The sequence below is a fragment of the Tenacibaculum skagerrakense genome (assembly GCF_004345825.1).
GTDB classification, from domain to species: Bacteria; Bacteroidota; Bacteroidia; order Flavobacteriales; family Flavobacteriaceae; genus Polaribacter; species Polaribacter skagerrakensis.
Genome location: NZ_SLXM01000008.1, coordinates 200,161 through 215,077 on the forward strand (window position 1 = coordinate 200,161; position 14,917 = coordinate 215,077).

Annotated in this window: 13 protein-coding genes; 8 read left to right on the forward strand and 5 right to left on the reverse strand. The window is 30.9% G+C overall.

All coding sequences use genetic code 11. The features are described from left to right. Positions 1 to 119 precede the first annotated feature (119 nt). From EV195_RS13650 to EV195_RS13665, 4 genes are all read left to right on the forward strand, one after another. Positions 120 to 491, forward strand: a complete 372-nt coding sequence (locus EV195_RS13650) for a MotA/TolQ/ExbB proton channel family protein (RefSeq protein WP_132795521.1) — start codon at positions 120 to 122, stop codon at positions 489 to 491. A 60-nt stretch (positions 492 to 551) separates the two neighbouring features. Next, on the forward strand, positions 552 to 788 hold the full coding sequence (locus EV195_RS13655; protein ID WP_132795522.1) for a hypothetical protein: 237 nt from the start codon (positions 552 to 554) through the stop codon (positions 786 to 788). 77 nt (positions 789 to 865) lie between these two features. Next, positions 866 to 1,483 carry a hypothetical protein gene (locus EV195_RS13660; RefSeq protein ID WP_132795523.1) on the forward strand — a complete coding sequence of 206 codons (618 nt, stop codon included), beginning with the start codon at positions 866 to 868 and terminating at the stop codon, positions 1,481 to 1,483. Positions 1,484 to 1,502: 19 nt separating this feature from the next. Further along, complete coding sequence (locus tag EV195_RS13665) at positions 1,503 to 1,796, forward strand: hypothetical protein (protein WP_132795524.1); 294 nt, start codon at positions 1,503 to 1,505, stop codon at positions 1,794 to 1,796. 164 nt (positions 1,797 to 1,960) lie between these two features. Here EV195_RS13665 and EV195_RS13670 read toward each other — a convergent pair whose 3' ends face one another. The 4 genes from EV195_RS13670 to EV195_RS13685 all read right to left on the reverse strand — a co-directional run bounded on the left by EV195_RS13670 (position 1,961) and on the right by EV195_RS13685 (position 6,312). Beyond that, positions 1,961 to 3,175 (reverse strand): BaiN/RdsA family NAD(P)/FAD-dependent oxidoreductase, encoded by a 1,215-nt coding sequence (locus EV195_RS13670; protein ID WP_132795525.1) that lies wholly within the window; start codon positions 3,173 to 3,175, stop codon positions 1,961 to 1,963. Next, on the reverse strand, positions 3,172 to 4,101 hold the full coding sequence (locus tag EV195_RS13675; RefSeq protein ID WP_132795526.1) for a GYDIA family GHMP kinase: 930 nt from the start codon (positions 4,099 to 4,101) through the stop codon (positions 3,172 to 3,174). Before EV195_RS13675 ends, EV195_RS13670 begins: the two co-directional genes overlap by 4 nt. A 146-nt stretch (positions 4,102 to 4,247) precedes the next feature. Further along, entirely contained in the window at positions 4,248 to 4,484 is a 237-nt protein-coding gene (locus EV195_RS13680; RefSeq protein WP_317128229.1) for a GIY-YIG nuclease family protein, read from the reverse strand. A 94-nt stretch (positions 4,485 to 4,578) separates the two neighbouring features. Beyond that, positions 4,579 to 6,312: a hydroxymethylglutaryl-CoA reductase, degradative gene (locus EV195_RS13685; RefSeq protein ID WP_132795527.1), complete on the reverse strand. Its 1,734-nt coding sequence runs from the start codon at positions 6,310 to 6,312 to the stop codon at positions 4,579 to 4,581. 148 nt (positions 6,313 to 6,460) lie between these two features. Between EV195_RS13685 and EV195_RS13690 the strand changes: the two genes are divergently transcribed. The 4 genes from EV195_RS13690 to EV195_RS13705 all read left to right on the forward strand — a co-directional run bounded on the left by EV195_RS13690 (position 6,461) and on the right by EV195_RS13705 (position 12,641). Then, complete coding sequence (locus EV195_RS13690; RefSeq protein WP_132795528.1) at positions 6,461 to 8,638, forward strand: S9 family peptidase; 2,178 nt, start codon at positions 6,461 to 6,463, stop codon at positions 8,636 to 8,638. 27 nt (positions 8,639 to 8,665) lie between these two features. After that, on the forward strand, positions 8,666 to 10,234 hold the full coding sequence (locus EV195_RS13695; protein ID WP_132795529.1) for a peptide MFS transporter: 1,569 nt from the start codon (positions 8,666 to 8,668) through the stop codon (positions 10,232 to 10,234). A 25-nt stretch (positions 10,235 to 10,259) separates the two neighbouring features. Then, positions 10,260 to 12,032, forward strand: a complete 1,773-nt coding sequence (locus EV195_RS13700; protein WP_132795530.1) for a peptide MFS transporter — start codon at positions 10,260 to 10,262, stop codon at positions 12,030 to 12,032. Positions 12,033 to 12,125: 93 nt separating this feature from the next. Beyond that, positions 12,126 to 12,641, forward strand: a complete 516-nt coding sequence (locus EV195_RS13705; protein WP_132795531.1) for a thioredoxin family protein — start codon at positions 12,126 to 12,128, stop codon at positions 12,639 to 12,641. 4 nt (positions 12,642 to 12,645) lie between these two features. Here EV195_RS13705 and EV195_RS13710 read toward each other — a convergent pair whose 3' ends face one another. Further along, the gene (locus EV195_RS13710) at positions 12,646 to 14,670 is read right to left on the reverse strand and encodes a ComEC/Rec2 family competence protein (protein WP_132795532.1); all 2,025 of its coding nucleotides are present in this window, start codon (positions 14,668 to 14,670) and stop codon (positions 12,646 to 12,648) included. Between the last annotated feature and the right edge of the window lie 247 nt (positions 14,671 to 14,917).

A 14,917-nucleotide genomic window follows, 5' to 3' on the forward strand; every position in this document is an offset into this window, starting at 1 on the left:
TCAAAAGTCTCATTAATCATGTAAAGTTTATTGTTAGATTTGTTATCCATCGAAATGAAATAAAAGCAGCAAATGTCAATCCTACTTTTGAAGCATATTAATTTTAAAAACATAATACTATGAACTTTTTATTTTTAGCTGGGATTTTCAGAATAATGAACGAAGGAGGTCCTACATTTATGTATCCAATATTTTTGATGTTATTAACTTGTATTGGTATTGGTGTAATTGCTTTGAAAAAAGGAGATGAATCAGGAAAGTTAAAAGAACTATTAAGCCATGTAAGTTTATTTGCCTTAGTTTGGGGTTTTTTAGGAATGATGCTAGGTTTAATTAATGCTTTCGATGCGATGACCGATACAAGTAAAAACATAGCAACACCTATGTTGGCCGGAGGCTTAAAAATAGGACTCTTATCTCCATCATTTGGGATGTTCGTTTTTTTAGTAGGTAGATTGTTTATAATAGGTTTAGCAGTAAAGAAAAAATAAAGTCAATCAAAACAATAAAAACACTACCCAGTTCAGAAATGAATTGGGTATTTTTGCGTTATGGAACGTAAGATTAAATTGATTTGGGATTTCAAAGGTCCGGATGCTTTAGAGACAGCTAAACATCATTGCATACATTTAAAAGAGTTTGCTCAAATACAAAGTTTAAATTATCATGAAGTAGCCCATAATCAATTAAATGAAATGTTTACAATTGCATTTATTATTGTTGATGAATCAAAAATGAAAATATTTAGAGATGCCTTAAAACCTCATAGAGGAGAATTGGCAGATTAATTTTTCATAGGGTTTTAAATTTGCTCTAATTTTTAAATCGTTAAATTATTGTATTTTGTAAAATAATTATAAAATGAATGTTTAAAAAATCAATTTTATTTGCTGTCTTTATTTGTTTAAATAGTTTCGCACAGCATAATTTTTCTACCTACTATGCTCATAAATCATTAGAAAGATCAATTCGTGTTAGTGATGATATTATAGAGGGAAGAACAGCTTTTTTTGAAAGGCAGGCAGATGAAAAACCTTTAATGTTTCAGAAAACAAGAGTACGAATCGCAGAGCTGAATAGATTGTCTAATAATTTATCAAAGTTTATAGTGAATACACAAGAAGAAGTGAATTCTGAACGTGTCTTATACAATTTGCTAGATGAAGATTTCTATAAAAAAATACTGTTTAAAAATAACGGAAACTTAACTAAAAGAGGCAATCAGTTAAAAGTAAAAATTGATAGTTTGTACACCATATCAGCACAGGTAAATGTGCATAGATTATCACAGTTAGAAAATTTTTATGAAGATCATTTTAAAACCAATGGAGAATATTATGATCATGATGGAAATAAAATTTCGTATTTCGAGCAGTTGTTTTATGATAAATCAAATTACGGAATAATGATGTCTATGAACTATTTGTTGTTAGATGTCAAAACTTATCAATTACTGTATTATGGAACAGTAATGAGTTATTAATGAATAAAACTTAATTATTATGTATTTAATTAATTTACAAGCAAAACCAAAGAAAGGGTCAGAATATTACAATAAAGTTGTTGGAGCTTTTGTAAGTGTTTATATCGATTATGCAGACGCTGAAGGAGCCATTCAGTTAGCAAAATATTACACTGAAGAAGAAGGATGGAAAGTAGAAGCCGTAGATGATGAATTTTTTGAAATCGACGATGAGAAAGATTTAGACAAAGAAAACCGTGAGTTCTATGATGAAGCTAAAGAATACGGCTATACTATGGTTTTTAACGGTTACGAATCTGACGAAGAGGAGTAATTTTTAGTATTCAGTATTCAATCTAAAGTCTACAATTAGACGTTATTTAAAAAGAGTAAAGAAGATTATAAAAATTAGTAATTTTCTTTACTCTTTACTCTTTACTCTTTACTCTTTACTCTTTACTCTTTACTCTTTACTCTTTACTCTTTACTCTTTACTCTTTACTCTTTCTCTGCAATTGCGTTAGCGCAAATCCAGCCACCTGTCCAAGCGTTCTGAAAGTTAAACCCACCCGTTACGGCATCAATATTTAGGATTTCACCAACATAAAATAAATTCTTATGAAGCTTACTTTCAAAACGTTTAAAATTAATTTCTTTTAAATCTATACCTCCTGCAGTAACAAACTCTTCCTTAAAAGTCGATTTTCCATCTGCATTAAAAGTAGCACCAGTAAGTTGTTGCGCTAAAGCTATAAGCTGATTTTTACTAATATCTGCCCAGTTTTGTTGTAAACTAATTGAACTACCAATAATTAGACGTTCCCACAAACGACGAGGTATTTCGGCGAAAGGAGATTTTAATCCAATTTGCTTACGAGCATTTACTTTCTTTAAGTCTAAAAGAGTCTCGGTAATTTCTTCTTCTGATTTAGATAACCAATTAACACTAACTGAGTATTTGTAGTTTTTATCAGCTAAAATCCGTGCTCCAAAGGCTGAAAGCTTTAAAACAGCAGGCCCACTCATTCCCCAGTGTGTAATTAATAATGGACCATTATTTTCTAATTTTGTGCCGTTAATTTTTACTGTTGCATTGGGTACAGAAACACCACCTAAATCTTTAATTCGATCATCTTTTATATTAAATGTGAATAAAGAAGGAACTGTTGGAATAATAGTATGATTCAATTCTTTTGAAATATCCCAAATCTTTTTACTGCTTCCAGCCGCAATTACTAATTTATCAGCAATAAACTCCTCGTCTTTAGTTTTGATAACCCATTTTTCATTTTCAGAATAAAAAGTAGTAACACCTTTTCCTGTAAGTACTTTAATGCTAAGACGCTTAATTTCTTTTTGGAAACAATCAATAATGGCTTGTGATGTATTTGCCTCTGGAAAAACTCTATTATCTGCTTCGATTTTTAAAGGAACACCCTTGTTTTCAAACCATTCAAAAGTATCACCCGTCATAAATTGATGAAACGGTCCTAGTAATTCTTTTTGGCCTCTAGGATAAAACTTTGTCAATTCTTTAGGTTCAAAGCAAGCATGAGTAACGTTACAACGCCCACCTCCAGATATTTTTACTTTTTGTAAAACATCTTTTCCTTTTTCAAGAATTGTAATGTCCAATTCAGGATTTAATTCCTTCGCATTAATCGCTGTGAAAAAACCTGCGGCACCACCTCCAATAATTACAACTTTACTCATAAAATCATGTTTTTATAAGGAATGACAGTTGTGTATCCTTTTTGTTTAAAATAGGTAAGTGAATCTTGATTTCCAGTTGCTAATACAAAATCACCACCCCAAGCTCCTAAACTCTTAACTTGTCCAAAATAATCGGAAAATAATTGCTCTTTTACTTTCGGCAACTCAACAATAGAAGCAATAATATTTTCGTGTTCCTCTACAATATTCTCGAAGTCAGATAAAGAAGTTGCCAAAACCATTTCTTTAGAAAGATCTGAAATTCTTTGAATCTCTTTTTCAATATGTTGTTTCTTTTCTCTGTATCGCTTAATGCCTTCTCTACTATTTTGTTTCTGATTTAAATACACAAAAAACAAATTGTCTATAAAAGTAGGAGAGAAGTTAACTTCTGAAATAATAGGTTTACTATCTTTTAATGTATAGAAAATAGGAGAATTATATTTAGCACAAGCAATATCATAACCACTCCCTGAAAAAGCATTCCACAATAAGTCAAACGGATTTACATTTGCCCATGTAGCAATGTTGTTAATTAATGTAGAAGAACTTCCTAGTCCCCAGTCTTGTGGAAATGTCAAATTTGTTTTTACTATAAAGCCTTTTTCGATTTGTAAGAAATTCGGATTTAGTTTTCTGGCTTCTTGTAAAATTGTTTGTAATGTTTCCGCAATAGTTTCTGAACTTCCTTCATTATCAGAATTAAAAGAAGCTGAGGTCAAGCGAAGTTTCGGTAAGCCGAATTGAGCTTCAAACCAACAATTCCCTTCATTGGTAAAGCTTCCCCAAACTAAAACAGGTTCTTCAATAGGTTGGATAACTAAATCTTGCCCGTATTTTGTAGGAACAGCTAAAGAAGTTGCCCCATCTAAAACAACATATTCACCAGTAAGTAATAATTTTCCGTTTGAGTAGAATTTGTTCAATTTTATAATTAGTTAAATTTCTTTTTATGGAGGCTGAGCGAAGTCGAAGCCAGTTAAAGTAAAATTAAATCATTTGTTTTTATAATGAGACTTATTTTTACATTCAGCTAATTTAGATAGAAGATTGTAATTTTTCTCAATTAGAGCTAATTTCTTCTTTCTACTCCAACCCTGAATTTGTTTTTCTTTATAAAAGCTTTTTCAATGCAATCAAAGCTTTCAAGATATACTAATTCAACGGGTAATCTTTTTTTAGTATAAATAGCCCCTTTACCCTGTTGGTGTTCGATTAATCTTTTATCGATGTTAATCGTACTACCAGTATAATAGCTTCCATCACAGCACTCCAAAATATAAACAAATCCACTTTTCATCTTTTTCATTTTTTATGGTAAGATAGGCAAAGTTTAAGTCATTTTGTTTTTGATATTTAACAATGGGCTTCGACTTCGCTCAGCCACCTGTAGCACAATACTCCTATGCCAATCCAAACTGTTTAAAATGATGTGTAAAATGTTTTACTTGGAATTTTTTCCAAAGGTTATAATCTAAATCGCCAAAGAAAGGATGAGTTACTATTCTCGATGGGTTCTTTTCAAAAACTTCCTTAAATAACCTGATTTGTTTAATTAAATCTTCAATAGCTTCATGTATTGAACTAAATTGTAACGGAACAGGATTTTCAGATAAGAAAGAAGCTTTAAAGCCAATTTGTATTTCATTATCCGTTTTTAAAAAAGGTTTTCTTCTCGCTGCTTTTTCCTCATCTACAAAAACATCAATTTTCCAATTTCCGTTCGGAATTTTAGTGATTTCACTTAAATGTTCAATCATTTGTTGAGCATTCATGTTTCCAAAAGAAGGCTTAGAATCGTTAGTTAACAATTGTAGCTTATTTCTAACTTCCTCTTCGTTTGAATAATCAACCCAATTCACAGTTGGTTTTCTTAATGAATTCAATTTTTCTACAACAGCACTATGCGAAACAGTTCTGTTTTCAAAATAGGCGATTACTTCATCTTTTTCTGTTGGAGTAGCATGATGCTGATTTAAAATGTTCATTAAATGCATCTTCATATGTCCATGCTGAATACCTTTTGTGGTTAATGCACGTAAAGCAGCAAAATTTTGAGCTAAACCAGCTGCGGCGATAATTTGCATTAAAGTTCTGGCAGAAGGTTTTTGCATCATGTCTAAAGAAAGCTTTGCCATAGGATGTAAAGCAGTTAAACCACCAACAGTTCCTAAGGCTAAAGGAATTTCAATCCAGAATTTGAAAATGCCATCTTTTACTTCACAATGCGTTAAACTTGTATACTCTCCATTTCTGGCTGCATAGGCGTGTGCACCAGATTCAATAGCTCTAAAATCATTTCCAGTAGCTAACACAACAGCATCAATTCCATTCATAATTCCTTTGTTGTGTGTTACAGCTCTGTAGGGTTCTATCTCAGCAATTTTTACAGCTTGCTCAAACTTGTAAGCAAACTTTTCTGGATTTTCTCCTCCTAATTTTTCAATAGGACAACTTACTTCAGCACGAACCAAACATTCAGGAACATAATTAGAAAGTATACTCATGATTATTTCAATCTCATCATTCTGAAACTTCTTAGCGATTGCTTCTAAACATGAATTGATAAAGTTTGCCCCCATGCTATCTTTAGTTTCAAACGTAACATGAAGTTGATAGTAGTCTGCTAATTTCTCAGTTTTGTCAACTAGTTGAATATCTAAAATTCCACCGCCTCGTTTTTCCATGTTTTTAGTTATGGATGCAGTAGCAGCATGCAATTCAGTTATGTTTTTTTGAAAGTAATCTTCAAGGTCAGCTTTAGCCCCAGCATAGATAAAATGAACTTGACCAATTTTTGTGGTAGAAATTACTTCGGTTTTAAATCCACCTCTAGTACTCCAATATTTAGCAACTTTTGAAGCGGCTGCCACAACAGAGCTTTCTTCAACTACCATAGGAACCACATATTCTCTTCCATTGATAAGAAAGTTCGGAGCAATACCATAAGGCATGTAAAAATTAGAGATAGTATTTTCTATAAAATCATCATGAAGTTGTTGTAATTTTTCATCTACATTCCAATATTGTTTTATAGTTTGAATGATTTCAGGTTGACTGTTAAAATAGTTTTCAGCTAACCAATCAATTTTCTCTTCTTTACTTAGTTTTGAAAAACCAGAAATAATCTTCGACATTCATCTTGTTTTAGAGAAAACAAAGATAAATCTTTCAAATAAAAGAGGTCCAGATATCGTACTTTTCTGTTAAATTACTGTAAAGTTTATTATTTTTTCGTAAACTTGGCAGTCGTTTTATCAAATTATCAAATAAATCATTTTTTTGATGGGAAAATTACGCTTATTAGCAATTTTAACAGTACTGTTTATAGGAAATTGTATTACAGTCACTTCACAAGTAAAAAAGGAAATAACTTTAGAGGAAATTTGGACAGGCACATTCTCTGCCGATCGTATGAATGCTTTAAACCCGATGAATGGAGATTTCTATTCGGTTTTAAATTTTGATCAAGTTTCAAGAAGTACTTCTGTTGATAAATACAGTTATGCAACGCAGTCAAAAGTAGCAACTATTGTAGATAGTAAAGACCTATATAACTTAGATTATTTTACGTCATACTCTTTTAACAATGATGAAACAAAATTATTGTTAGGAACAGACTTTAAAAAAGTATACCGTCATTCTTCAAAAGGAACTTTTTATGTATATGATGTTAAAACCAAAGAATTAACCTTATTAGGTAAAGATATTCAGGAGCCTACTTTTTCACCAGATAGCAAGAAGGTAGCATATGCTAAAGAAAATAACCTTTATGTAAGAAATTTAGAAGAAAATAGAGAAGTTAAAGTAACTACTGACGGTAAGTTTAACTCAATTATCAATGGTACTACAGATTGGGTTTATGAAGAGGAATTTGCTTTTGTAAAAGCTTTTGATTGGAGTGCAGATAGTAATTATGTTGCGTTCTTACGTTTTAATGAAAGTGAAGTAGCTCAGTTTTCAATGAATGTAACTGGAAATGAATTATATCCTTCAATGAATACATTCAAATACCCTAAAGCAGGAGAAAAGAATGCAAAAGTTACGTTGAATCTTTTTACAGTATCAGATAAGAGCGTGAAAAAAATTGATCTTTCAAACTATGAATACATTCCAAGAATTCAATGGACGAAAGAGCCAACGGTTTTATCAGTTACTACGTTAAATCGTCATCAAAACGATTTGAATTTATATTTCTATGACGCTAAGACGAATGCCGCTAAAGTAGTTTTGAATGAAAAAGATTCTGCTTATGTAGATGTTCAGGATAACTTAACATTTTTAGATGATAATAGTTTTATTTGGACTAGTGAAAAAGATGGTTTCAATCATATTTATCATTACGATAAAACAGGAGCTTTAAAAAGCCAAATAACAAAAGGTAACTGGGAAGTAACAAAATATTATGGATTAGATAAGACTACGAATAAGGTGTTTTATCAGTCTGTTGAAAATGGTTCTATTAATAGAGGAGTTTATACTATTGGAATTGATGGTTCTAACAAGAAATTATTAACACCAAAAACTGGACATAGTAATGCTTCATTTAGTAAAAACATGAAGTATTTTATCAATACACATTCTTCTGCTACACAAGTTCCAACATATACCTTATATGACGGACAAGGAACTAAAATTAAGACGTTAAAAGATAATCTTGAACTTCAAGTAAAAGTTGGAGGTTATAAAATGAGTAAGAAGGAATTCTTTACGTATAAAATTAATGGTAATGATTTAAACATGTGGGTTATAAAGCCTGCTGATTTTGATCCAAACAAAAAATATCCATTATTGATGTTCCAATACTCAGGTCCGGGTTCTCAGCAAGTAGCAAATCGTTGGAATTCGAGCAATGATTATTGGCATCAAATGTTAGCACAGAAAGGAATTGTCGTTGCATGTGTTGATGGAAGAGGTACTGGTTTAAAAGGAAGAGATTTTAAGAAAGTTACACAAAAAGAATTGGGTAAATATGAGGTAGAGGATCAAATAGCTGCTGCTAAATTTTTCTCTACAGAGCCTTATATTGATGCTAATAAAATTGGAATTTGGGGTTGGTCTTACGGAGGTTTTATGAGTACTAATTGTATTTTAAAAGGGAATGATGTATTCTCTATGGCAATTGCTGTGGCACCTGTAACTTCATGGCGTTTTTACGATACAGTATATACTGAACGTTATATGACAACACCACAAGAAAATGCATCTGGATATGATGAAAATTCTCCAATTACACATGCGGATAAATTAAAAGGAAAGTATCTTTTAGTTCATGGTTCGGGAGATGATAATGTTCATGTGCAAAATACTATGAGAATGGTAAATGCTTTAGTTGAAAACAACAAGCAGTTCGATTTGTTCATTTATCCTGATAGAGCACACGGAATATACAAAGGAAAGAATACAAGATTGCATTTATTTACGAAGCTAACCAACTTCGTGCTAGAGAATCTTAAAAACTAATAACAAACAACTACTAAAATACTTCGAATGGATTTTTCTTTAGGACTGATAATTTTTGGATGGGTTTTCTGTTTAATATGGATACCACTAGTTATTAAAGCAAATAGCAAGATGCACCCAAGAGCACTTTTTGTATGCTTTTTTGCCGAAATGTGGGAGCGTTTTTCCTACTATGGAATGAGAGCTTTACTAACTTTATATATGGTAAAAGTTGTGTTTCAACAGATAACAAGTGGAGAAGCAGATGTAAAGTCTTTAGCAATTTATGGTACTTATACCGCGTCTATATATTTAGGTCCAATTATTGGAGGTATGATGGCGGATAAATTTTTAGGTTTTAGAAAATCAATTTTGTTAGGAGGAGTATTAATTAGTTTAGGGCACATTGTATTAGCTGCTCAAGGATTAATAGCAGAGACTAATGAATTTTTCTTTTTTGTAGCCCTTTCTTTTATTGTTGTGGGAACGGGTTATTTTAAACCAAATATTTCTAGTTTTTTAGGTAAATTTTATGAACAAGATGACCCAAGAAAAGATCCAGCATACAATATTTTTTATATGGGAATAAATGTAGGAGCATTTCTTTCAGCTTTGACGTGTGGATACTTAGGTGAATCGGTGGGTTGGCACTGGGGATTTGGATTAGCAGGAATCGGAATGTTTTTAGGGCTATATGTTTTTTGGAGAAACTTAAAGTATTTTGGAGAAAAAGGATTAGTTCCTGATGTAAAATATGATACTCAGAGTGTATTTGCTGGACTAAGCTTAAATAAAGTAATAATTACACTTAGTTTTATTGCAGTTCCGCTTTGGGCTATCTTATTTAGTTATGATAATGTTTTTAAAGTTGGTTTAACTGGAATTACTGTTGCGGTTTTAGGTTATTTGATTTATTTAAGTTCAAAGTACGAAAATGGCTCAAGATTACTGGTTGTACTTATCCTTTTTATATTTCACGCAATGTTTTGGGCATTGTTTGAGCAAGCAGGAGGTACACTTACATTAATTACTGATAGGTTTGTTGATAGGACAATAGGAGGATCAGAAATACCTGCTTCGCAATTTCAGGCTTTAAACGCTCTATTCATTATAATATTCGCTCCTGTTTTTGCTTGGTTATGGATGAAGTTAAATAAACTTAAAGCAGAGCCTAGTACACCTTTAAAGTTTGTTTATTCTCTTGTTCTTTTGGCTTTAGGATTTCTAATAATCGTTTTAGGAGCAAAATCAGCAATGGCATCTGGAGAAAAAATTATAATATGGGCGATTATCTTCATGTATTTATTCCATACATTAGGAGAGCTTTGCTTATCTCCAGTAGGCTTGTCTATGATTACTAAATTATCACCTTCACATATAGTTGGTTTTACAATGGGGGCTTGGTTTTTATCCTATTCAGTAGGTAATAAAATGGCTACAGAAATAGGTAAGTTAATAAGTGTTGGAGAGTTAAAAGAGAACGCATCAATGGCAGAACAAATAAGTCCTTATGTAGATGTTTATCTTCAATGGGGAGTATATGTAGTACTTGGTTGTGCTGTTGTCTTGTTGGGCTTAGTGCCTTTGTTAAAAAAACTTATGAAAGGAATACATTAAGAATAATCATCAAATAATTTATTAAATGAATACAGATATAGAGAATTTATTCAAAGATAAAGTTATAGGACATCCTGCTGGGTTGTTTGTTCTTTTCTTTACAGAAATGTGGGAGCGTTTTTCATATTATGGTATGAGAGCATTACTTGTGATGTTTTTCACAGCTTCCATAATGGACGAAGGTTGGGGATGGCCAAGAGAATGGGCTTATGCAATTTTTGGAACTTACACTTCTTTAGTTTATTTATCTACTCTTTTAGGAGGTTATTTTGCTGATAATGTCATAGGAATTAGAAAAGCAGTAGTTGTCGGAGCACTATTAATGACGCTAGGACATGGTTGTATGGCTGTTGAGACTCCTTTTTTTATATATGCAGGTTTAGCTTTATTAGTATTTGGTAGTGGTTTTTTTAAACCTAACATGACCTCAATAATATCTGAAATGTATAATGGAAAACCTGAGAAGAAAGATGGTGCTTATACTATATTTTATATGGGGGTAAATGCAGGAGCTTTTTTAGGTATTTTATTATGTGGATACTTGGGAGAAAAAATAGGATGGTCTTGGGGATTTGGAGTAGCTGGAATATTTATGCTATTCGGATTGTTACAGTTCTGGTTAATTCAAGATATTTTTGGAAATATAGGAGTTGAGGCTAAAAATAAAAACGTTGACGTTTTAGATGAAGTTTTAGATACAGCAAAAAAGAATAACGAAGATAAAGATAAGAGAAATCCATTTACTGGTTTAGAAAAAGCATTAATTGGATTATCTTCTTTACTAGGTCTTTTATGGATATTTAATGATCCTATTTCAAAAATTTCTGAGGGGAAGTATGATATTTTTCCATTTGAAGTATTTGGTTTATCTGGTGCTACATGCGCAATAATTTTAGCGTTTATTATTTTTATAGCTCTCTTAGTTATGAGAATACCGAGATATGAGAGAATTACTAGGGATAGAATGTTAGCGGTTACGTTTTTCTGTTTTGTGACAATTTTCTTTTGGGCTGTATTTGAACAATCGCCAAGTTCATTAACAATCTTTGCTAAAGATTATACTAATAGAATACTAGAAGGAAATTCTGCTATGATATTTAAAATTATTGATGCTTTAATTACTATTATACCTCTAGTAATTATTACCTGGGTATTATATTTATTATTTAAAAAGACTTTTAAAAGATATTCTTGGTCTAATATAGTATTAGCACTCAGTTTTGTAATTGTATGGTTTATTGCTATGTATAGATTAGTAGATAAGTTTAGTCAAGATGTTGCAGAAGTTGATGCTTCTTGGTTTGGAATATTAAATTCATTATTCATTATTACCTTGGCACCCTTATTTTCTAAATGGTGGGAGAGTAAATATAACCCTAATGCCAATATGAAATGGGCGATAGGAATGGGGTTATTAGGATTAGGAATGGCTTGTGTTGCTATAGGTTCTTCAACAATACCAGTTGGTGCAAAAACAGCTTCTGTGAGTATGATTTGGTTGGTTTTAGTATATCTTTTCCATACTATGGGTGAACTTTGTATTTCTCCAGTAGCGTTATCTTATGTGTCTAAATTGGTTCCAGGAAGAATGATTGCATTTATGTTTGGAGTATATTATTTAGCGGTTGCTATAGGAATGAAGTTAGCAGGTGTATTTGCAGAGTCTTCAGAGGCAATAGCGCAAGAAAAAGGTTTAAGTAGTTTTTTCTGGTTGTTGACATTTATTTCATTAGGGCTTGCTGTTTTATCAGCAGTGTTGTATCCAGTTATTAAGAAATTAATGCACGGAGTAAAGTAACAACTTCAACTTTAAGAATATATTACAACCTATCAAAGTAAAATTTGATAGGTTTTTTTGTAAATTTGGAATACTTATTGAGACAGATGTATTATGAGAAAATTAGTATTATTAGCTGTTGTTGTTCTTTCTACAATTTCAGTGCAAGCACAAGAAGTTAATTGGTTATCATTTGAGGAGGCTTTAGAATTAAATAAAAAGAATCCGAAGCCTATTATGATTGATTTATATACAGACTGGTGTGGATGGTGTAAAAGGATGGATGCTACCACTTATAAAAATGAAGTAATCGTTAAGTATATTAATGATAATTATTATGCAGTTAAGATGGACGGAGAAGGAAAAGAAGATATTACTTTTAAAGGGAGAACTTTTAAGTTTGTACAAAAAGGTAGAAGTAAATATCACGAATTAGCAGTAGCAATTTTGAATGGAAAATTAAGTTACCCTTCAACTGCTTTTTTTACTGCTGAGGAACAATTAATTCAAACAGTTCCTGGCTATTTAGTAAAAGAAAAATTCGAAAAAATATTGGCTTATTTTAGTGGTGAAGCTTATAAAAATACACCTTGGAAAGATTTTGAAAAGAATTTTAAAAGTTCATTATAAGAACTTAATATTTTAAAATATAAGCGCCATTTTGCTGAGTTGAGTGAAATGGCGTTTTTTGTTTCTCACAGGTTTTTTGCCAACGATTTATATAGCTTTTGTAATTAGATCCATCAGCGATAATCAGTTTAGGTTGTAAGCTGTCTATTAGTCGATTCAAATTAACTTTAGGAGAGTGTTTAAGATGTACTATCGCCTTTTTTTGAAAATCTTTTGGGTATACGCCCAAACTATCAATACTTAAAATAGTTTCATCAGTAAATGATAAAATTCTAGCTTTTTTTGAAGCTACCTTTAGGGATACTTTTTCGTATAAAATGTAGTTAGAGATAGATTGTTCTTTTTCAAGTTCATTTAAAGATAAGTTAGAATAAATTTTAAGTGTATTTGATTTTCTTATGCCAAGTATAGATGTTTTGTTTTTGTGAAACACAATAAGTTCTTTTTTAGTGTTTCTTTCATATTTAGATGTTATTAATAAAGCTTGGAGTGTTATAACTAGTGTTAGGAAAGCAATAAATTTTTTGGTTGATTTGTTGATTATAAATCCAAAGAATAGAACCATGAGGACATACCAACACAACATTTCAATTAAAGACAGACTAATATTTTTAAAGATAAAATCTTCTTGTACTGCTAACCATTTAATTACAAAATTCATGAGTTGTATACCGTATTCGTAACTCTGAATTATAAGCTCTGGTGTACATTCAATTAATATTAAGATTATGATTATAATTCCAGATAGAAGTATGAATCCCAAACATGGAATTATAATAAGATTTGAAATAATGAATAAACTAGGAAATTGATTGAAATAATATAAGCTTAGCGGTAAAACACCAATTTGTGCGGCAAATGATACCGTTGTGAGTTGCCATATTTTTTTAAGAATTAGATACTTTGGTTTCCAAACATTTACTATTAGAGGTTGAAGTTTTACGATGCTATATACTGCAATATAACTTAATTGAAATCCGACATCAAATAGAAATAAAGGATTAACCAATAATAACACCAGCATAGAACTAATAAGCGAATGTTCAATAGGTTGCTTTTGTTTGATTGAGTCTCCTATTACCATAAAAGAAAACATTGTTGCTGCTCGAACAACTGAAGCAGATAATCCTGTAAATACAGCAAATAACCACAACAAGGAGATGAGAATAAATAACTTTATAAACTTTCCATGTTTAAAATATAATAAGGGAGATAAAAGTGTACTTAGGATAAAAACTAATATCCCAATATGAAGCCCAGATATGGCAAGGATATGTATTGCACCAGCATCTGCATAATTTTTTATAAGCTCTTTTGAAACTTCCTTTCGTTCTCCTAAAAGTAATGAGCTAATAATTCCATATACATCTTTAGAAAACTTATTTTTTAATTTCTTTTGTAACGTGTTTTTAAATATTGCTAGACCATTTATAAAACTAGGATGCTCGTTTTTTATGATATAATAGTCAACGGAGTTTAAATATAATTGCTCTTCAATACTTTTAGTTTTCAGATAATTTTTATAGTTAAAACTGTAAGGGTTTTTGGGTTTACTTATCTCTGTTGGTATGGATTTAGTATAAATCAAATCACCAATATTTGGCTCTTTACTTTTTGAATCTTTACTGATATTAATTATCAAATTACCTTTTACTTTTTTATCATCAACGGTTATAACTTTTCCAATAAAGCGATGGTTGTAATTGTTAGGCTTTAATTTTTCGTCTATTTTCAATACCAAACTTGATGTTGATTTTATATGGCTCTTATAGTAATTGTTATAGTTTTGTTTTGATGATATATATGTGGTTGATATGCCTAGAAGTATATAGAGTAGAGAAGTAAAGAAAATAAAGAGTTTTTTCCTTTTTAGTAGATGAATTATGATGATTACTAATAAAAGAATAGTTATTGGAATGTAAAGTTGATAAAAGCCATAATCCCATATTTTAAAATTAAACTGTAAACCTATACCAATGATTACACAAATTAATATATGAGAAGGCAAATAGCTTAATTCTTTTACCATTTCCACTTCAATTTTTTAGCAATTATTACATAGAAGTGTTCTGAAGTGAGTTATTTGTTACCCAAAGGGAAGATGAAGTATTAGTAATTTTTATTAGGTTAAGTAGTTAAAACAAAAAAGAACGATTAGACTAATCAATCGTTCTTTTTTATATTATTGGTCTCAATTTAGGGTTCAAAACCCTGCAATTTTATTGCAGCACTTTCAGTTATATGAAAAATTAATACCTTTCAGATATGGAAAGATC

What these genes read in the sequence shown, in the direction of transcription:
- EV195_RS13650 (WP_132795521.1), top strand. Translation starts at nt 120, where the DNA reads ATGAACTTTTTATTTTTAGCTGGGATTTTCAGAATAATGAACGAAGGA.
- EV195_RS13655 (WP_132795522.1), top strand. Translation starts at nt 552, where the DNA reads ATGGAACGTAAGATTAAATTGATTTGGGATTTCAAAGGTCCGGATGCT.
- EV195_RS13660 (WP_132795523.1), top strand. Translation starts at nt 866, where the DNA reads ATGTTTAAAAAATCAATTTTATTTGCTGTCTTTATTTGTTTAAATAGT.
- EV195_RS13665 (WP_132795524.1), top strand. Translation starts at nt 1,503, where the DNA reads ATGTATTTAATTAATTTACAAGCAAAACCAAAGAAAGGGTCAGAATAT.
- EV195_RS13670 (WP_132795525.1), bottom strand. Translation starts at nt 3,175, where the DNA reads ATGAGTAAAGTTGTAATTATTGGAGGTGGTGCCGCAGGTTTTTTCACA.
- EV195_RS13680 (WP_317128229.1), bottom strand. Translation starts at nt 4,484, where the DNA reads ATGAAAAAGATGAAAAGTGGATTTGTTTATATTTTGGAGTGCTGTGAT.
- EV195_RS13685 (WP_132795527.1), bottom strand. Translation starts at nt 6,312, where the DNA reads ATGTCGAAGATTATTTCTGGTTTTTCAAAACTAAGTAAAGAAGAGAAA.
- EV195_RS13690 (WP_132795528.1), top strand. Translation starts at nt 6,461, where the DNA reads ATGGGAAAATTACGCTTATTAGCAATTTTAACAGTACTGTTTATAGGA.
- EV195_RS13695 (WP_132795529.1), top strand. Translation starts at nt 8,666, where the DNA reads ATGGATTTTTCTTTAGGACTGATAATTTTTGGATGGGTTTTCTGTTTA.
- EV195_RS13700 (WP_132795530.1), top strand. Translation starts at nt 10,260, where the DNA reads ATGAATACAGATATAGAGAATTTATTCAAAGATAAAGTTATAGGACAT.
- EV195_RS13705 (WP_132795531.1), top strand. Translation starts at nt 12,126, where the DNA reads ATGAGAAAATTAGTATTATTAGCTGTTGTTGTTCTTTCTACAATTTCA.
- EV195_RS13710 (WP_132795532.1), bottom strand. Translation starts at nt 14,670, where the DNA reads ATGGTAAAAGAATTAAGCTATTTGCCTTCTCATATATTAATTTGTGTA.